The sequence below is a fragment of the Oceanobacter sp. 4_MG-2023 genome, from assembly GCF_030689165.1.
Lineage (GTDB): Bacteria > Pseudomonadota > Gammaproteobacteria > Pseudomonadales > Oceanobacteraceae > Oceanobacter.
Genome location: NZ_JAUYVV010000017.1, coordinates 1 through 18,586, shown reverse-complemented (window position 1 = coordinate 18,586; position 18,586 = coordinate 1). Strand labels below are relative to the sequence as shown.

Here is an 18,586-nt window from a genome sequence, read left to right as displayed (position 1 = left end):
TGATAACAATAAGTATTGGCCGCCAGGCGGCAAGGATGGATATAGGTGCCTGAACATATGACCTGCTCAACCGATGCGATCTGCGCCCGTGCTCATACCCAAGCGATTACTGAATTCGCCCGGCGGCCACCAGAGTCTGCTGACGCCGATATGATCGGCCGCTCTTGGCAACGCTGTTTGCAGCAATATGGGTTGCAGCCCGGACGTCAACAGTCTGCCCGGATTGTGACTCGGTCTATCCTGAAGGAGCATCAAGAGGCGGCTGATGAACTGCTGGCCGTTGCGCGTGCCGGGGTTAACCAGCTTTACGCCAGTATTCACGGGATGGGCTATGTCTTGCTATTGACCGATCACCGTGGCGTAACGGTTCAGTTTCATGGTGAGCGCCATCTTGATGACCACTTGCGGCGGGCGGGGTTGTATCTGGGTGCTGACTGGGATGAAAGTTATGCCGGTACCTGCGCGGTGGGTACCTGTATTCAGGAGCAGGCAGCGCTGACTTGCCATCGGGGGGATCATTTTGACGGTGCCCATATTGGCCTGACCTGTACTGCTGCCCCGATCTTTGGCCCTTCCGGTGAGTTGATTGCGGTGCTGGATATCTCTGCGCTGAATTCTCCGGCAGCGCGGGACAGCCAGATGTTTGCCTTGCATTTGACCCAGCTGTACGCACATATGATTGAAGATGCTTACTTTCTGCGCCGTTATCGTCGTCATCTGGTGTTTCGTTGTGACGACTCACGGGAGTTTGTTGCTCTTAATGGTCGGGTGTTGTTTGCGCTGGATGACACAGGTGAAATTATCGCAGCCAATACCGCCGGACGTTTATTGCTGGCCGATAATCCTGTGGGTTTGCCGGAGCTGATGGACAGTGACTGGGACGATATTCTGGCCATTAACCAGACTCGTGGCGATGGCGTACAAGCCTTCCATCTGGCCTCGAGTGGACAAACGGTGTTCGGCACCTTGATAGAACCCAAGCGTCCCTGCATCTCGGTGGCAACTGGCCCGGCACCCGTGGATGTCAGTCGGCCACTTGAGAGGGTGCCGGAGTTGGACTGTCTGGCCGGTGATGATGCGGCCATGCGTAAAACCCTCGAACAGGCTAAGCGTTTGCGTCAGCGTGATGTCAATTTGTTGATTCTGGGAGAAACCGGAACGGGTAAAGATATGCTGGCCAATGCGATTCACGCCAGCAGCCACCGCCGCAACAAGCCCTTTGTCGCGCTGAATTGTGCCGCCATACCGGAATCTTTGATTGAAAGTGAACTGTTTGGCTACCGCGCAGGAGCCTTTACCGGCGGACGCAGCAAGGGTGCCAAAGGGCTGGTGCAGCAAGCCGATGGCGGCACCTTGTTTCTGGATGAAATCGGCGATATGCCCTTGCAGTTACAAACTCGCTTGTTGCGCGTGCTGGCCGAAGGCGAAGTCACGCCGTTGGGGGCTGATGAGGCGGTTTTCGTTGATTGTCGTATCATCGCCGCAACTCATCATAATATTCAGGCCATGATTGAACGTAACGAATTCCGGGCCGATTTATATTATCGCTTGAATGGCGCGACGCTGACTCTGCCACCACTGCGGCAACGGGCTGACAGGGAATTTTTGATACGTGCTTTACTGGCAGAACTGAAACAAAAATTACAACGGCCGGAATTGCGCTTGCGGGCGGATGTGATCAGCGCTTTGTTAGCCTACGCCTGGCCTGGCAATGTTCGTGAGCTGGTCAACGTACTGGCCTTTGCAGAAGCCAATAGCTGTGATGATGTTATTACGCTGGCGGATCTGCCGGAGCTTCTTCACAGTGATCAATCTGCTTCTGTCGCTGGTGCGCGGGAGACCAGTCATGTGCTGAGCAGATCGATGATGACAACCGGTGCAGTACCTTCGGCTGCGGTGTCCCGTTCTGAATCGGCGAGCCATCCATCACTGAATGCAGAAGGACAGGCATTGGTGGGGTTACTGGATCAGCATGACTGGAATCTCAGTGCCGTGGCCCGGGTGATGAAGGTGTCCAGACCAACCTTGTACCGTCGTATTCGCAAATACAGCATCCAGCGCCAGACTTGCATTGTATCCGGGCACGCTGGAGGGAAACCGCAGAACCGTTTGGTTTAGAGAGCCATGGCGTGTAAATAATTGTATCGTACCGCGCTAAGGCTGCCCGAGTGGTCTATATGCAATGGGGAGCAGTTAACAAGAGGGGATTCAAATGTCTGATGATCATTTTGAAAGACCGGCAGATGACGGTAGCGAACTCAAGCAGAGTGATGCTGCACACAAGCAACGCCAGCAAGCGCTGGCCAGTGATGTCGAAGCCTTTTTGTCTGGCGGCGGCCAAATTCAAAAGGTAGAAGACCGGATGATGGCAGACCCGCCGCGCAAGCCGCAAACCAGTTACGGCCGTCGTCCAATCTGAGGGATGGCTCCCTGGTTGGCGGCAGAGCCATATGTTGCCGGGTTTGTCTGTGGCGTTGTTGTTGGTTGTTATGGCTGCTGCCAGCGCTGAATCAGCTCAACGACTTCAGACAGCGTGCGGACTTGCAGGGTCGGCGGGCTAAAGGTATCCGGCCAGATACGGTTGTCCAGATTGACCCACAACGTATGTAAACCCACCGTTCGGGCTGCGTCGATATCGTGATGCGGATGATCGCCAATATGTAAGCATTCGTGCGCTTCGACACCGGCGTGAGCCAGGGCCGCCAAGAAAATATCTCCCTGTGGTTTGGCTGCTCCAACGGTTTCGGCGTTCAGGTGAGCGCTGAAATAATGATGAATACCCACACGCTCAAGATCAGCGTTGCCATTGGTGGCGGCGATCAAGGGCCAACGTGCCGACAATTGTTGCAACATGGTTTCGGCACCGGCAAACAATTCCAGCGTGCTGCGCTCCTGGGAGAACACCTCAAAGGCGGCACTGGCAAGATCATGGGCCGTGCTGCTGTCACAGCCGGTTTGCAAGGCTGCCCGGCGCAGGGTTTCGAAGCGTAGCCTGGATATCTGATGCTGCAATGACGGGTAGCATTCGGCCAATTCTGATTTGTACTGGCGCAGGCCGTCCCGGCTGTAAAGGTCGGCAAACCCGGGGCATTGGGCGCATATCCAGTCATAGCAGGCTTGCTCGGCGCGTTGCATCACCGGGGCGGTGTGCCAGAGGGTATCGTCGAGATCGAGGGTGATCAGTTTCAGAGCCAAAGCATTGCCTTATTGTTTAACGGTTAACCGGCGTTTGCTGTAAGCGCAAGGCCAGTACGTCACAGAGATAATCCAGAAACAGGGTATCCATGGAAGTACGGTAGTAATTACCATCCTGACTGGCCAGTACCAGCAGGCCATGGTTGTCCTGGCCCCGAATCTGGGCGGCAGCGATGGATTCCATATCGGTGGTATCGAGCCTCAACAAGGCGGCCATATCGGCCTTGGGCAGCTGGCCACAAATGGCGCGATGGCCTTTGAACAGCCGCTGGATATTACGCTGATGTTCCTGATTACGCACCGCGATCAGTGGTCGCTCCAGCTGTCGCTCGGTAAAGTGCAGCATGGCCCAGGCGTTGACGCCAAAATCATTACGCAATGAGTCATCCAGTGCGGTATGGAGCGCCAGCCAGCTGTTGGCTTCGATCAGGGCCAGCACCAGCCGCCGGGTTTTTTCGAACAGCTGGTCGTTCCGGCGGGCATTTTCGAGCAGGTCAGACATGCGCTGGCGCAGCTCGATATTACGATCCCGATGCACCTGGACCTGACGCTCGATCAGGCTGGTCGCTCCGTGAGCTTCATGAGGAATACGCAAATGGGATAACAGCTCATCCTTGCCGACAAAAAATTCGGGATGATCTTCCAGGTACTGTGCGACATCGGCGTCGGTGAGTCGGGGTTGCTGGCTCATGCGGTCCTTACCTTGTTCTGTCAGAAGCGTTGTTCAGCGTCAATGGTTGGGGGAATCAGAGATTAACCCGACCATCATAAACCGTCACGGCTGGCCCGGTCATGCGGACGCTGGATTTACCATCCCAGTCAATCGTCAGCTCGCCACCCGGTAACGATACCGTCACGCCCGGTTCGAGCCAGCCACGTAACTGCCCGGATACCACCGCTGCGCAAGCACCGGTGCCACAGGCCAGAGTTTCACCACTTCCTCGCTCGAATACCCGCAAGCGAATGGCGTGGCTATTGATGACCTGCATAAAGCCGACATTGACCCGGTTGGGGAAGTATTCGCAGGATTCAATGATCGGTCCCCACTGCTGTACCGGAGCGTTCTCGAGGTCGTTGACCCGGATCACGGCATGGGGATTACCCATGGACACGGCACCGAAGCGCACGTCACCAATACCGGCAACATGGCGTTGATATTCGGGCATGAACTGTTCAGCGATCATCGGAATGTCGGCCGGTGTCAGAATCGCCGGGCCCATATCCACCATCACCTGACCCTCGTTGGTCAGATGTAGCTCGATAATACCGTTGGCGGTTTCGACCCGAATATCCTGTTTGCCGGTGAGCATTTGCTCGTTAACAAAACGGGCAAAGCAGCGGGCACCATTGCCGCAATTCTCGACTTCACTACCATCGGCATTGTAGATGCGATAGCGGAAGTCGACATCGGGCCGACTGGGGCGTTCGACCACCAGTAACTGATCAAAGCCAATACCAAAGTGGCGATCGGACAGTTCCCGGACTCGCTCGGGGCGGATTCGGCCGGTTTGAGTCACCAGATCGATTACCACAAAGTCGTTACCGAGGCCGTGCATCTTGCTGAATTTGACTCTCATGAATCCACCGGCAGCAGATTCTCATCTTCGAACAGCTGTTCGATGGTCTCGCGGCGGCGAATCAGATACGCCTGCTCGTCATCGACCATGATCTCTGCCGGGCGGCCACGGCTGTTGTAGTTGGAGGCCATGACAAAGCCATAGGCTCCCGCAGACATCACTGCCAACAGATCGCCTTGTTGCAGGGCCAGATCGCGGTCTTTGCCCAGAAAGTCACCGGTTTCACAAACTGGGCCAACCAGATCATAACGGCGTTCGATGGCGCTGCTGGTTTCTGCAACGGGCTTGATGTCTTGCCAGGCGGAGTACAAGGACGGTCGGATCAGGTCGTTCATCGCCCCGTCAATGATGGCAAAATTCTTGTGCTCATTGAGTTTGAGGTACTCAACCCGGGTCAGGAAAACACCGGCATTGGCGCAAATGGAACGGCCCGGCTCAAAAATCAGTTTCAGTGAACGTCCGGCCAGGCGTTCTTTGACGGCGGCCACATAGGTGGCCGGGCTGGCAGGTTGTTCGTCGCGGTAACAAACGCCCAAACCGCCGCCCAGATCGAGATGCTGGATGGTGATACCCAGGTCGGCCAGCTCATCAATCAGCGCCAGCAGGCGGTCGATGGCATCCATAAATGGATCAATTGAGGTCAGCTGGCTGCCAATATGACAGTCGACACCAACGACCTGAATGCCGGGCAGGCTGGTGGCGCGTTGATACACGGCCGGAGCGCGTTCAATGTCGATGCCGAATTTGTTGTCTTTCAGCCCCGTCGAGATATAAGGGTGTGTCTGTGCGTCAACGTCCGGATTGACACGAACCGAGACCTTGGCGACCAGACCCATGTCAGTAGCAACGTCGTTCAGGCGTTCGAGCTCGTCCTCTGATTCAAGATTGAAGCAGCCAACGCCGACTGCCAGTGCCCGGCGCATTTCGACGGCTTGTTTGCCAACCCCGGAAAACACCATCCGGGCAGGGTCGCCACCGGCGGCCAGTGCCCGTTCCAGTTCACCCAGGCTGACAATATCAAAACCGGCTCCGAGTCGTGCCAGTACATTCAGTACGGCGATGTTGGAGTTGGCTTTGACCGCAAAACAGACCTGATGTGGCCATTCACCCAGCGCATTATCGTAGGCCTGGTACTGCTGTTCCAGAGCCTGACGGGAATAGACGTACAAGGGCGTGCCGTACTGTTCGGCAAGACCGGCGAGGTCGACAAGTTCGGCGTGCAGGCTGCCCTGCAGGTAAGTAAAGGCTGACATATTAGGGAGTCGTTTCCGTATCAGGTTGGTCGGGCAGATACAGAGGGCCTTTCTGACCACAACCGCTGAGCGCCAATACGGCCAGTAACATGGCGGTCAGAAGCGGTAACGATGGCAGGCGGTAACTCAGATTTATCATGGGTAATGGCTATCTGCTTACGGGCGTAGCCAGTGTCTGGATCTGCTCTGATGACTCAGAGAGCGATGCACTGGCACGCGGGTTCTGTATCTCGAATTTGCAGGCATTATACACTGCCTGTGCAGGCTGTCTTGACTGCTGAGATCTATTCGCACTGACTTTACATAGACGGGTAGATTTCAGCCCCGGTATCGGAATACAGAGGCTGAAACCGGAGCGCAGGCACTGTGTGATCAGTGCCAGAGAGAGAACTCAGGATGGTTGTTGGTAGACCTTGAAGCCATCCACAAAGGTAGCGATCACTTGCCCGCTGCGACCGTACGCATCGGTTTGTTCCGGGTTGATCAGGCTGGCATTAAAGCGTTGGCCTTCTGCAAACCCGGAGTGTAAACCGAGGGTTGCCGCCGGGAGAGTACTCAGTGCCGACAAGGCGGCATTGAGTGTCAGTTCGCCATCGTTAACCCGCTGCAGCAGTAAGCCAATAAACGGAGCGTACAGCGCCATGCCGGCGGCGGACTCGGCAAATGGGGCTTTTTTCGCGACAATTTCGTGCGGTTGATGATTGGAGCAAATCGCCAGTTCGCCAGCGTTGACCGCTGCCAGCAGTGCCTGCCGGTCTGCTTCACTGCGTAACGACGGCAGCAGGTGGTAGCGGCTGTCGTAGCCGTTGACCTGGGCGTCGGTGTAACAGAGATTGGCGATGGCGACGTCGGCACTGACCTGTAATCCACGCTGGCGAGCTTCCCGCAGCATACTGACACTGCGGGCGCAGCTGATCTGACTGATATGAGCGCGAACGCCGGTTTGTTCGATCAACAGCAGGATTTGCGCCAGCGCGATGGTTTCGGCGGTTTCCGGAATGCCGGCCAGACCCAGTCGTGTGGCGGTCGGGCCTTCGTGCATCACACCGCCATTGGACAGTGCGGCATCATCAGCGGACAAAAACAGCAAAATGTCATAGGTGGCGGCGTATTCCATTAATCGCCGCAAGACGTAGCTGTCCTTGATTGGCTGACGGGCGTTGCTCAGGGCGATACAACCGGCGTTACGCAAGCTGACCATATTGGCCAGTTGTTCGCCCTCCAGCCCCTGAGTGAGTGCTCCCAGTGGCAATAACCGCGAATATCCAGCGCTGCTGGCTTTGTCCTGCATCAGCTGGATCACCGCCGGGCTGTCGGCTACCGGACGGGTAAGTGGCTGGGCGCAGACATGGCTGAATCCGGCGGCAGCGGCAGCGCGGGTTTCGCTGGCAATGGTGCCGCGCTGGGTATAACCCGGCTCATTGAGATAGCTGCTGAGGTCGATAAAACCGGGTACTAGCCAGTTGCCTTGGGCGTCGAGGGTGGATTCGATCGTGCCACCGGCCGGTTTTTCGCCAATAGCCCGGAGTTGTCCCTCGGCCAGATACAAATCACAGACGTTATCGAGCTGTTGTGCCGGTGCAATGACACGGGCATCACGAATATGCAGGTATTTCATTCGGTATCCCCTTCAACTGGTTGCTGGGCCGCTTGCTGGCTGGCTTGTTGGCCGCTCATGGCCATGGCCATCACTGCCATGCGCACGGCGATACCGTAGCTGACCTGGTTGAGAATGACGGATTGAGGGCCGTCGGCAACCGCAGATTCAATCTCGACACCACGGTTGATGGGGCCGGGGTGCATAACGATGGCATCGGGTTTGGCCAGTGCCAGTTTTTCCGTAGTCAGGCCGTAGAGCTTGAAAAACTCCCCCTCGCTGGGCAACAAGGCATTTTGCATACGCTCTTTTTGCAGCCGCAGCATGATCACTACGTCGCAATCCCGCAGCGCCAGATTAAGGTCGTAATACGCTTTGGCCCCCAGGGACTCGATGTCTTTGGGTAGCAAGGTGGCGGGGCCGACCACACGAACTTCCGCTGCACCCAGAGCCAGCAAGGCATAGATCTGGGAGCGGGCAACGCGGGAATGCAATATGTCGCCAACAATGGCAACAATCTGACCGGCAATCTGATGCTTGTGACGACGGATGGTCAGCATGTCGAGCATGGCCTGGGTCGGGTGCGCGTGGCGGCCGTCCCCGGCATTGATGATGGCAACGTTGGGGGTTACCTGTTCAGCGATAAAATGGGCGGCACCGGAATCGGCATGACGCACCACAAACATGTCGCTGTACATGGCTTCCAGGTTCCAGAGCGTATCCATCAAGGTTTCGCCCTTGGCGGTCGCGGAACGCTGGATGTCGAGGTTGAGAATATCAGCAGACAGCCGGGTTGCCGCCAGTTCAAAGGTTGAACGGGTGCGGGTACTGTTTTCAAAAAACAGGTTGACCACGGTTTTGCCGCGCAGCAGCGGGACCTTTTTGACGGCCCGTTCCTGGGTGCTGATAAAGGAGTCGGCGGTGTCGAGGATTTCAGTCAGTAATGCCCGGCTGAGGCCTTCGGTGGTGAGGAAGTGTTTTAGCCTGCCGTCGGCGGTGAGCTGAAGCTGGCTGGGATCAGTTGTCATAGGAGAACCATGTGTGTTGTAACCAAACCGATAGGGTGCCGAGGCACCCCGAATACTGGTGTCAGAGCAGGCTGATGGCCAATGGCTCCGGGCCGCTGAGCTTAATCAGCTGACCTTCTTCAAGTGTCAAACGGGCTGCGTACACATCGGGCTGAATAGGCAACTCGCGCCGACCGATATCAAACAGGGCAACCAGGGTAATGCTGGCCGGACGGCCGTAGTCAAACAGCTCGTTGATGGCAGCCCGTACAGTGCGGCCGCTCATGATAACGTCGTCGATCAGAATAACGTGGCGGTCTTCGATGGTATCGGGTAATTCCGAGCCTTTGACTTCGGGATGTAAACCGTGGTGAGTGAAATCATCCCGATAAAAGCTGATATCCAGGCTGTAGAGTGGCTCTGATGGCTGCAGTTGCTGATGCAGGCGCTCCGCAATCCAGACGCCACCGGTGCGGATGCCAATAAATAATGGCTGGTTTATCTTGTGTTGCTGCAAGTGGCTGTCCAGGCGAGTGGCCAGAGTGCTGCAAGCGAGCTGAATATCCGGTAATTGCATGGGGCTTCTCCCTGTTACTGCTCGTCGTCAGGGCGAGGGTGCTCGCCCATCCAGCTTTCAAGAATCAATTGTGCGGCCAGCCCATCCACTGAGTGGCGGCCGAAGTCTCGTTCACCGCTATCGGCAATGACAATGCCCTTGGCTTCGTAGCTGGTCAGGCGCTCGTCATGGGTAAACGAAGGTTTGTGCAAACGTCCTTCCAGACGTCGGGCAAATTTGGCGGCCCGGGTGCTCATCTCGCTAGGGCTGCCATCCATGTTCAGCGGCAGACCAACGACAAAGGCATCGGGTTGCCACTCACTGACCAAGGCTGCGAGTGTATCCCAGTTGGGGACGCCATCGTTGGCCTTGACCGGGTTTAAAGCCGTACTGCTGCCGGTCAGGCGATGGCCAATGGCGACACCAATACGTTTGGTGCCAAAATCAAACGCCATGACTTGCATGACTCGAGCAGGAATATGACTCATCAGGCGTGACCTACCTGATCAGTCAATGCTGTGCTGCGAATGCCGAGGCGCTGCAGTGCGGTCTGGTAAAGCGCTTCGGGAGGGGTATCAAACAGCAGTTCGGCATCGGCGTCGACGGTCAGCCAGCTGTTGCCGAGAATTTCCTCATCCAGTTGGCCTGGTCCCCAGCCGGAATAGCCCAGGGTCAGGCGGTAGTTTTCCGGCCCCACTCCCAGGCCAATGGCGGTCAGAATATCCTTGGACGACGTCAAGTGGGCAAATTCACTGATGGCTTCGGTGGCTTGCCACTGGCCCGGTTGCTGGTGGAGGATAAATCCCTGCTCGGTGCCGACAGGGCCACCTTTGAGCATGGTGGTATTGATGCCTTGATGACGGGCAATGTCGAGCTGTTCGCAGACGGCAGCAAAGTCGATATCCAGAGGCTTGTTTAATACCAGCCCCATGGCCCCCTCCTGGTCGTGTTCACAGAGGTAAATAACGGCGCTGTCAAACTCGCTACCCTGCAGCTGTGGCATGGCAATCAGAAGCTGGTTGTCGAGGCTGTTGAGTTCTTGCATCAGGATCCTTCCGACAGATAGCGGTTACCTTTGAATTGCCAGGTACGAATGATTTCCAGGAGATCGGTATTCTTGCGCATTTCTTCCGTGAAAGGGGCAAAAGGAGCCGACATACGCACAATCCGCAAGGCGGCGTCATCCAGTACCTTGCGGCCGGAGGACTCCAGCACCTCAAGATTATGGATGGTGCCGTTGGGATTGATGGAAACCAGTACGCGCAAACGGCAGTTGTCGAAGCAGTTTTCCGCTTCTTTGGGGTAGTTGAGAGTACCCATCTTTTCAATTTTGCTACGCCAGGTGTTGACGTAATAGGCGTCGCTGGCCTTCATGGTGGAGGCTGCGGTCAGACGCTGGACCCGGGGACGCTTGGCATAAGCCTGACGCATACTGTCGAGTTTGGCTTCGAGACTGGCCATTTCCAGACTGCGCTGCAGCAGCATTTTGGGTGGCCCTTCTGGTACTGGTTTGGCTTCTACTGGCGGTTGTTTGTCGGGACTGCTGACGGCCTGGTTTGGGCTGGCGGCCGTTGTGGTGATACGGGCCGGGGTGTTGGCGACGGCCTTGGGGGCCGAGACTTCCTGCTTCTGTACCGAGGCCGGGGTAATATCGTTGCTTTGGAACGGCGCTTCGACGTCGGTGGTCAGCATGCGGGCTTCTTCTTCGGTGCCGCTGCCTTCCTGGTTTTCCTGGGCGAGGAAGTCCGCTTCTTCCGGCGCTTTGTCACTGCGATAGCTGGCCAGGGTGACTTCAAGGGTTTTGGACAGGTTGCTGCGATCGTCTGGGCGAAAGCTGACACCCAGCACAATCATGGCATGCAGCAGCAATGCCAGAAAGAGGGCAAAAGAAAGACGATCGGAACTGGAGACAACGGCAGCAGGCATGAGGTATCTGTCGCAGAACGGCTTCGGTTGAAAGGGCGGATTGTAATAGGCACGCAGTCTGCGCTGATCCCCGGCTTTTGTCCACCTGCCGGGGTCAACAGTGGTAAAAACGAGCTGATTCAGTGAATCAGTCGAGTTTTGCCAGCAATGCGGCGATCAGTTGACCGGCGATATCGATACCTGAATCACGACTGATTTCACGCACACAGGTAGGGCTGGTGACGTTGATTTCTGTCAGGCAGCTACCAATGACATCCAGACCAACAAAATACAGTCCCCGCTTTTTCAGCTCAGGGCCGATGTGTCTGGCGATGGCCCAGTCGTTATCCGACAGGGGGCGGGTTTCACCACGACCACCGGCGGCCAGGTTGCCACGGGTTTCTCCTTTGGCTGGAATCCGTGCCAGGCAGTATGGTACCGGCTCCCCGTCGATCATCAGGATCCGCTTGTCACCTTCGGTAATATCCGGGATGAATTTTTGCGCCATGATTTGCTGGCGGCCATGATTGGTCAGGGTCTCGATGATAACGCTGACGTTCGGGTCGTCATGCTTCAGGCGAAAGATCGAAGAGCCACCCATGCCATCCAGTGGTTTGAAAATAACGTCCTGATGTTGTTGATGAAACTGGCGTAACAGCTCGGCACTGCGCGTTACCAGAGTAGGGCTCATAAACTCGGAAAAGTGCGTCGCAAAGACTTTTTCATTACAATCGCGCAGGCTTTGAGGTTTGTTGGCGACAAGCACACCTGCTTGTTCGGCCAATTCCAGAATATAGGTGCTGTAAATAAATTCGCCATCGAAAGGCGGATCTTTACGCATTAGGATAATATCGAGATCGGACAGCGGCTGGTGTTGCCATTCACCAAGGTCAAACCAATGATCAGGGTTCATGCTGACAGTAAGTGGAGCCATTCGTGCCATTGCACGGCCTGCGTCAATGTACAAATCGGCCTGTTCCATGTAAAAGAGTTCACAACCAAGCTCCTGTGCGGCATTCAGCAAGGCAAGTGATGTATCTTTCTTGACACTAATATCATTAATGGGATCCATGACAACCCCGAGCTTTCTGATCATTCTGTTTTCCTCAAAACAAGAGTCTGATTTGGATTCTATCGTAATTGGATCTCCATTCGGTGAAACAGTTTTGACATGGGAACCTTATAGCTTGGTACATTAATGTGTGATACAAAAGTGCACCGTAACGTCATATGCATGCGGTCGCGGCCGAAAACAGCAATTAACGATCGGATGGTTAAGGCCCTAATATGGACGACAACTTTCAAAACATCAAAGTGATGGTCATTGACGATAGCAAGACCATTCGTCGCACGGCAGAGACCCTGCTGAAAAAAGTAGGCTGTGAGGTGATTACGGCAACCGATGGCTTTGATGCCCTCGCCAAAATCGCAGACACCAGCCCCAATATCATCTTTGTCGACATCATGATGCCGCGCCTGGATGGTTATCAGACTTGTGCACTGATAAAAAACAATTCCAAATACAAGTCCACTCCAGTGATCATGCTGTCTAGTAAGGACGGCCTTTTCGACAAGGCCAAAGGTCGCATCGTAGGTTCTGACGAATATCTCACGAAGCCGTTCAGCAAAGACGAGCTCCTGGGTTCAATACGGCAATACGTAAAATCATAAGACAAGCACGCGAAGCATTAAGGGGTACCAAGCATGGCTCGCATTCTGGTAGTAGATGATTCTCCAACAGAAACAGAAGTATTTCGTTCTATGCTGGAGAAAAATGGTCATGAAGTCCTTACCGCAGAGAATGGTGCGGACGGTGTGGCACTGGCAAAACAGGAAAAGCCAGATGTAGTACTAATGGATATTGTTATGCCTGGTTTAAACGGTTTTCAGGCAACCCGACAGCTAACCAAAGACGCGGAAACCTCTGGTATACCGGTCATTATTGTTACCACCAAGGATCAGGAAACTGACCGGGTGTGGGGCAAGCGCCAGGGTGCCTGTGGTTATCTGGTCAAACCAGTGTCAGAAAGCATCTTGCTGTCTGAAATCAACTCGGTGATGGCCAAGTAACGATGAGCCCATTTGCCCTGCTTGTCAGTATTGCCGACCGCAGCCGCCGTAACGCCTCGGAATTGCCTCAGCAACTTGAGGCGGTGACGTATTGGCGGGGGGTCGGTTTTTTGCTCGCGGGGCATGAGTTTGTAACGGATATGGGACAGGTAGCAGAGATCTTGCAACCTCCCAAAATGACCAAGGTACCCGGTGTCCGTAGCTGGGTGCTGGGGGTGGCCAATGTGCGTGGCCGCCTGGTTCCGGTTATGGATCTGGCCGGTATGTTGGGATTGACAGGGAAAGCCAACTGGCGTTCCCGGCGAGTGCTGGTGATTGAACAAGGTGATGTACTGACGGGTTTGCTTGTTGATGCGGTGTTGGGGATGCAACAGTTTCCGGTGGATACCATGAGTGAACTGACTCAGGTGGATCCGGCGCTGGCAAAATATACCCAATATGGTTTTGACCGGAATGAGAAAATCTGGTCAATTTTTCGTATTGACGAACTGATTCAATCCCCGGAGTTTATGCAGATCGCGGTGTGACCGGGTTCTGAGGTGACTCCATTCGGGGCGCCAGGATAATGCATGCAGTAAGTGTGGAGACAAGGGCATGAGTTCGAAAGCTGGTAACGTCTTTTCGACGGTTTTGAAGAATGGAGTCAATGGTGTGTTGGCAGTGCTGCTGGTCGCATCCCTTGGCCTGTTTATTGGTATTACGGTGTATGTGAACAGCCTGCAAAACCGTGATGAGCAATACATCGAGCATGCGGGTGAGTTGCGGGTACTGTCGCAGCAGATGGCGACCAACGCCGTGGAATCTGCATCCGGTAACCGGGAAGCGTTTGAACAGCTCCGGATTGCCCGTGACAACTTTGAAGTGCGTTGGAACTACCTGAAAAACGGTAACCCTGAAGTGGGCCTGGCTCCTGCCGAAGTGGCCAGTATGACCGACGTGCAACAGGTTTGGGACAGTGTCAGCCAGAATGCTGACCAGATTGTACGTGCCCAGGACATCATCCTCTCTTTGCACGAAGTTGCCGCAACACTGTCTGAAACGATTCCCCAGCTGCAAGTGGAATACGATGAAATTGTAGAAATCCTGCTTGATAACGGCGCTCCAGCCGATCAGGTGGCAGTTGCCCAGCGTCAGTCATGGCTGGCGGAACGTATTGTGCGCTCGGTTAACAAGGTATTGGCGGGTGGTGAAGACGCGGTAATGGCCGCCGATGCGTTTGGTCGGGATGCCTCGTTGTTCGGTCGAGTACTGAACGGCATGGTGCAAGGCAACGTGGCGATGAACATCTCCAAGGTAACCGACGACGAGGCGATACTGGCACTCTCCGAAGTATCCGAACTGTTCGAGTTTGTATCCGGTTCGGTAGACGAAATTCTTGAGACTTCCCCAGAGCTGTTCCAGGTGCGTGAGGCATCCGACAGCATCTTTACCAACTCTGGTATATTGCTGAACCAGACATCCGAGCTGACCGAAACCATTCTGACAGAAGCCGATGAGCGGACTGTACTGCAGGCACTGGGATACGGTGCTGCGGTACTGGCCGCGATGCTGATGGTTGCATTGGGTTACTTGTCTTACCAGTCAACCCGTCGCGACCTGGAAGAAACAGAAAGCCAGAACCAACAGAACCAGATGGCTATTCTGCGTTTGCTGGACGAAATTGCTGACCTTGCGGATGGTGACTTGACGGCATCAGCAACGGTAACGGAAGACTTTACCGGGGCGATTGCTGACTCCATCAACTACGCCATCGACCAGATGCGCTCACTGGTATCGGCAATTAACGAAACAGCGGTACAGGTATCGTCAGCGGCCCAGGAAACACAGGCCACGGCGATGCATCTGGCGGAAGCATCCGAACACCAGGCGCAAGAAATTGCCGGTGCATCGGCGGCGATCAACGAAATGGCGGTGTCCATTGACCAGGTATCGGCTAACGCCTCGGAATCCTCTGCGGTTGCGGAGCGGTCGGTAGCGATCGCCAACAAGGGTGCAGAAGTTGTACAGGCAACGATCAACGGCATGGATAACATCCGTGAGCAGATTCAGGAAACCTCCAAACGGATCAAACGTCTGGGTGAATCCTCACAGGAGATTGGTGACATCATCTCCCTGATTACCGATATTGCTGACCAAACCAACATTCTGTCGTTGAACGCCGCTATTCAGGCATCCATGGCCGGTGACGCCGGTCGGGGCTTCGCGGTAGTTGCGGATGAGGTGCAGCGGCTGGCGGAACGTTCAGCTGCTGCAACCAAGCAGATTGAAGCACTGGTTAAAACGATTCAGAACGATACCAACGAAGCGGTAATCTCGATGGAAACGACGACTTCCGAGGTGGTACGTGGTGCCCGTCTGGCACAAGACGCCGGTGTGGCACTGGAAGAGATTGAAAACGTATCGAAAAACCTGGCGGAACTGATTCAGAACATCTCCAACGCAGCACGTCAGCAGGCTTCGTCTGCGGGTCATATTTCCAATACGATGAACGTTATTCAGGAAATTACTTCGCAAACATCGGCGGGTACCACCGCCACGGCGAAATCGATTGGTAACCTGGCAGAAATGGCGAACAAACTGCGTGAATCTGTGGCGGGCTTCAAACTGCCAGAAGCGGACCTGGATATGGAGCAACAACAGGTACTGTAATCACAGTCCTGGTTGAAGACTCCTTATGAATCATCAGAGTCGTCCTGTTGTCAGCACGATGCCAGAGCTTAGCGATGACCAGTTTGGTCGTTGGCAAGCTCTGCTGGAAGAGCGAACAGGAATGTGTATGCCGGTTCAACGACGGACTTTTCTGCAGACCAGCCTGGGTATCCGGATGCGTGAAATAGAGTGCAGTAATTACTCCGAATATTACAGTAAGGTTGTGAACGGCCCGACCGGAGCGATTGAGTGGAATACTCTGGTCGACCGTTTGACCGTGCAGGAAACCCGCTTTTTTCGGGATCCCGATGCCTTTGAATTTGTTGGAAATTATATTCAGACAATGGCGACGGCACTGGACGATGGTCAAACTCTCGAAATGTGGAGTGTCGGTTGCTCATCAGGAGAGGAAGCATACAGTTTGGGTATGGTTGCAGATAAGTACCTGTCTCCTGTCGAGCATCAATACGCAGTCACTGGGACTGATATCTCTACCTTTGCGTTACGCAAGGCGCGAGATGCCAGATATCCGTTGTCTGCCCTTGGATGGATCGCGGACGACCTCCGCGACCAATACTGTCTCCGTACTGACGACGGTCATATGCAGGTGACTGATAGCGTTCGTCAGCGTTGCTGCTTTACTCAGGTGAATCTACTGAATCTTTCCGCATTTCCGCTACAGTCCCAGCACGTGATTTACTGTCAGAATGTGCTGATTTATTTCCGCCGCTGGCGACGTCGGGAGATTCTTAATGTCCTTGCTGAACGGCTGGTTCCAGGGGGAATTCTGGTGATTGGTCTTGGTGAAATCGTCGGCTGGAGTAATCCTCTGGTCGACCCGGTACGTGGTGGCAAGTTGACAGCCTTTGTCCGTAAGCAAAATGATTCTAACAGGGAGAGCAAACGGCGATGAGTCAGGATTACATCGCCCTGGAATGGGTGAAAGGGGAAATCCAGGAAACACTCCAGCAAGCTCAGCAATCACTGGAAGCTTATGGTGAAAACCCCGCAGATAACAGCAGACTGAAATTCTGCTTCAGCTACCTGCATCAGGTTCATGGCACACTCCAGATGGTGGAGTTTTATGGTGCCGCCCTGTTGGCAGAAGAAATGGAAGCCGTTGCGGCCGCACTGGCTGATGGCCAGCTGCGTAATGAACGGGATGGGCTGGAAGTCCTGATGCAGGCTATTATCCAGCTGCCTCATTATCTGGATCACGTCAAGGTGGGTCGGCGCGATCTGCCCGTTGTCCTGCTGCCTATTCTGAATGAATTACGCTCAGCCCGCGGTGACAGCCTGCTGTCTGAAACCGCATTGTTCAGTCCACGTATGCAGCGTCGGGCGGTATTGACACCTGCCCAACTGGCACGTTTCAGCCGTGACGATTTCCAGCAGTGGATCCGCAAGGTCCGGCAGATGTTGCAGGCCGCGACATCGCAGCTACTGCAAAACAAAAAGCCGGAAGTTGCCAAGGAATATCTGCTGAAAGTCTTCAGCCGGTTGCATAACGCGCTGGGTCATACCCCATCCGGTGTGGTTTGGCAGCCTGCCATGGCGTTCAGCGAATGGCTGATTGGCCAGCAGCATATGCCGGCCAGTGCCAAGCAACTGTTACGCGAACTCGACCAGATACTGAAAGACCTGATTACCCAGGGTGAGCAGGTACTGAATCAGGCTGCGTCTGATGAACTGGTTAAAAACCTGCTGTTCTATGTTGCTCGCACCACCATCAAGGGTGAGGCGATTGCAGCGGTACGGGAATCCTTTCAGCTCGATTCTGCCCTGCCGACCGAAGACGAAATCCAGCACGAGCGTGATGTCCTTTCCGGCCCTGATCGGGATACCGTTGGCCAGGTTCTGACCGTTCTGGCCGAAGAGATTACCTCGATCAAGGACAAGCTGGATCTGGCCATGCGGGATCCCAGTGCAACGGTTGAGCCGTTGGCTGAGGTACTGACCGCAGCCAAACAGGTCAGCGATACCATGGGTATGCTGGGGCTGGGTGCGCCACGGCAAGCGATACAAGAACAACTGACCGTACTGGAAAACATGCAACAACAGGGGGTGCTGGATAATACCGCCCTGTTCGATGTCGCTGGTGCGCTGCTGTTTGTTGAAGCAACACTCTCCGGAATGATTCGGGATGGCAATCTGGCTGGCGGTGATGAGTCCGATGCTCTGACCGACGCCCAGAAAGCCGTTCTGCGTGAAGCTCGTAATGTGCTGGAGCAGGTCAAGGACGCCATCATTGCTTACGTTGGCAATCAATGGAATACCGAAGAACTGCGCGATATTCCGGCATTGCTGCATTCGATTGCCGGCTCTCTGCGTATGGTGCCGCTGCCAGCGGTTGCCGAAATATTGCATATCGCAGCCCCGTTTATTGAACAGCTGATTGAGTCCGGAGCGCGTTCAGACTGGACGACTCTGGATCACTTTGCCGATGTGTTGTCCGGTGTTGAATACTTTATTGAGCGTTATACCGACAACCCACGTAACCCAGGTGACGATATCCTGCAACGGGTATGGGAATCACTGGAAAGTATTACCGATATACAGGCTCCAAACCGCAGTGCCGACGTAGCGGATACCGCAACCGGTGATGCGTCACTGGATGCGACGGATCCAGAAACCGACCTCGATATGGCATCTGGTGCAGAAAAACCATTGGCAAGCGTGACAGACGCTACCAATACTGTTGAGCCAGAGCCAGAGCCAGAGCCAGAGCCAGAGCCAGAGCCAGAGCCAGAGCCAGAGCCAGAGCCAGAGCCAGAGCC

General features: G+C 54.9%; 20 protein-coding genes. 8 read left to right on the top strand and 12 right to left on the bottom strand.

All coding sequences use genetic code 11. From position 1 onward, the window contains the following. The first annotated feature begins 57 nt into the window (after window positions 1–57). Together Q8W24_RS12255 and Q8W24_RS12250 are read left to right on the top strand one after the other, a co-directional pair. Entirely contained in the window at window positions 58–2,118 is a 2,061-nt protein-coding gene (locus Q8W24_RS12255) for a sigma-54-dependent Fis family transcriptional regulator (protein WP_305475476.1), read from the top strand. 94 nt (window positions 2,119–2,212) lie between these two features. Continuing rightward, entirely contained in the window at window positions 2,213–2,419 is a 207-nt protein-coding gene (locus tag Q8W24_RS12250; protein ID WP_303432885.1) for a hypothetical protein, read from the top strand. A 68-nt stretch (window positions 2,420–2,487) separates the two neighbouring features. Here the strand turns inward: Q8W24_RS12250 and Q8W24_RS12245 are convergent, their stop codons facing one another. The 12 genes from Q8W24_RS12245 to gshB form a co-directional block, all read right to left on the bottom strand. Further along, complete coding sequence (locus tag Q8W24_RS12245) at window positions 2,488–3,195, bottom strand: HAD family hydrolase (RefSeq protein WP_305414311.1); 708 nt, start codon at window positions 3,193–3,195, stop codon at window positions 2,488–2,490. A gap of 16 nt (window positions 3,196–3,211) precedes the next feature. After that, complete coding sequence (locus Q8W24_RS12240) at window positions 3,212–3,886, bottom strand: DUF484 family protein (RefSeq protein ID WP_303432889.1); 675 nt, start codon at window positions 3,884–3,886, stop codon at window positions 3,212–3,214. A 55-nt stretch (window positions 3,887–3,941) separates the two neighbouring features. Beyond that, complete coding sequence (gene dapF / locus Q8W24_RS12235; protein ID WP_305475474.1) at window positions 3,942–4,772, bottom strand: diaminopimelate epimerase; 831 nt, start codon at window positions 4,770–4,772, stop codon at window positions 3,942–3,944. Then, window positions 4,769–6,025 carry a diaminopimelate decarboxylase gene (gene lysA / locus Q8W24_RS12230; RefSeq protein WP_305452922.1) on the bottom strand — a complete coding sequence of 419 codons (1,257 nt, stop codon included), beginning with the start codon at window positions 6,023–6,025 and terminating at the stop codon, window positions 4,769–4,771. Before lysA ends, dapF begins: the two co-directional genes overlap by 4 nt. 1 nt (window position 6,026) lies before the next feature. Next, the gene (locus Q8W24_RS12225; protein ID WP_303432892.1) at window positions 6,027–6,164 is read right to left on the bottom strand and encodes a lipoprotein; all 138 of its coding nucleotides are present in this window, start codon (window positions 6,162–6,164) and stop codon (window positions 6,027–6,029) included. A 252-nt stretch (window positions 6,165–6,416) separates the two neighbouring features. Then, entirely contained in the window at window positions 6,417–7,643 is a 1,227-nt protein-coding gene (locus Q8W24_RS12220) for a dihydroorotase (protein ID WP_305475473.1), read from the bottom strand. Beyond that, on the bottom strand, window positions 7,640–8,650 hold the full coding sequence (locus Q8W24_RS12215; RefSeq protein ID WP_305475472.1) for an aspartate carbamoyltransferase catalytic subunit: 1,011 nt from the start codon (window positions 8,648–8,650) through the stop codon (window positions 7,640–7,642). Before Q8W24_RS12215 ends, Q8W24_RS12220 begins: the two co-directional genes overlap by 4 nt. Window positions 8,651–8,711: 61 nt before the next feature. Beyond that, a complete protein-coding gene (pyrR, locus tag Q8W24_RS12210) occupies window positions 8,712–9,206 on the bottom strand; it encodes a bifunctional pyr operon transcriptional regulator/uracil phosphoribosyltransferase PyrR (protein ID WP_303432895.1) in 495 nt (164 codons plus the stop codon). A gap of 14 nt (window positions 9,207–9,220) precedes the next feature. Then, the gene (gene ruvX / locus Q8W24_RS12205) at window positions 9,221–9,673 is read right to left on the bottom strand and encodes a Holliday junction resolvase RuvX (RefSeq protein WP_303432897.1); all 453 of its coding nucleotides are present in this window, start codon (window positions 9,671–9,673) and stop codon (window positions 9,221–9,223) included. Beyond that, window positions 9,673–10,230 carry a YqgE/AlgH family protein gene (locus tag Q8W24_RS12200; protein WP_303432899.1) on the bottom strand — a complete coding sequence of 186 codons (558 nt, stop codon included), beginning with the start codon at window positions 10,228–10,230 and terminating at the stop codon, window positions 9,673–9,675. Before Q8W24_RS12200 ends, ruvX begins: the two co-directional genes overlap by 1 nt. Then, on the bottom strand, window positions 10,230–11,111 hold the full coding sequence (locus tag Q8W24_RS12195; protein ID WP_303432901.1) for an energy transducer TonB: 882 nt from the start codon (window positions 11,109–11,111) through the stop codon (window positions 10,230–10,232). The genes Q8W24_RS12200 and Q8W24_RS12195 overlap by 1 nt, the downstream gene beginning before the upstream one ends. 127 nt (window positions 11,112–11,238) lie before the next feature. Then, a complete protein-coding gene (gshB, locus tag Q8W24_RS12190; protein WP_303432903.1) occupies window positions 11,239–12,186 on the bottom strand; it encodes a glutathione synthase in 948 nt (315 codons plus the stop codon). A gap of 191 nt (window positions 12,187–12,377) precedes the next feature. Here gshB and pilG point away from each other — a divergent pair, with 191 nt between their 5' ends. The 6 genes from pilG to Q8W24_RS12160 all read left to right on the top strand — a co-directional run. Beyond that, entirely contained in the window at window positions 12,378–12,761 is a 384-nt protein-coding gene (gene pilG, locus Q8W24_RS12185; RefSeq protein WP_303432905.1) for a twitching motility response regulator PilG, read from the top strand. 33 nt (window positions 12,762–12,794) lie between these two features. Beyond that, on the top strand, window positions 12,795–13,160 hold the full coding sequence (gene pilH / locus Q8W24_RS12180; RefSeq protein ID WP_303432907.1) for a twitching motility response regulator PilH: 366 nt from the start codon (window positions 12,795–12,797) through the stop codon (window positions 13,158–13,160). Between the two features lie 2 nt (window positions 13,161–13,162). Next, window positions 13,163–13,687 (top strand): chemotaxis protein CheW, encoded by a 525-nt coding sequence (locus tag Q8W24_RS12175; RefSeq protein WP_303432909.1) that lies wholly within the window; start codon window positions 13,163–13,165, stop codon window positions 13,685–13,687. A 67-nt stretch (window positions 13,688–13,754) separates the two neighbouring features. Further along, the gene (locus Q8W24_RS12170) at window positions 13,755–15,809 is read left to right on the top strand and encodes a methyl-accepting chemotaxis protein (RefSeq protein WP_305414307.1); all 2,055 of its coding nucleotides are present in this window, start codon (window positions 13,755–13,757) and stop codon (window positions 15,807–15,809) included. Window positions 15,810–15,834: 25 nt separating this feature from the next. Continuing rightward, window positions 15,835–16,722 (top strand): protein-glutamate O-methyltransferase CheR, encoded by an 888-nt coding sequence (locus Q8W24_RS12165; RefSeq protein WP_305414305.1) that lies wholly within the window; start codon window positions 15,835–15,837, stop codon window positions 16,720–16,722. Continuing rightward, window positions 16,719–18,586, top strand: a 1,868-nt coding sequence (locus tag Q8W24_RS12160; RefSeq protein WP_305452948.1) for an Hpt domain-containing protein, incomplete at its 3' end; no start/stop codon positions are given. The genes Q8W24_RS12165 and Q8W24_RS12160, both read left to right, overlap by 4 nt.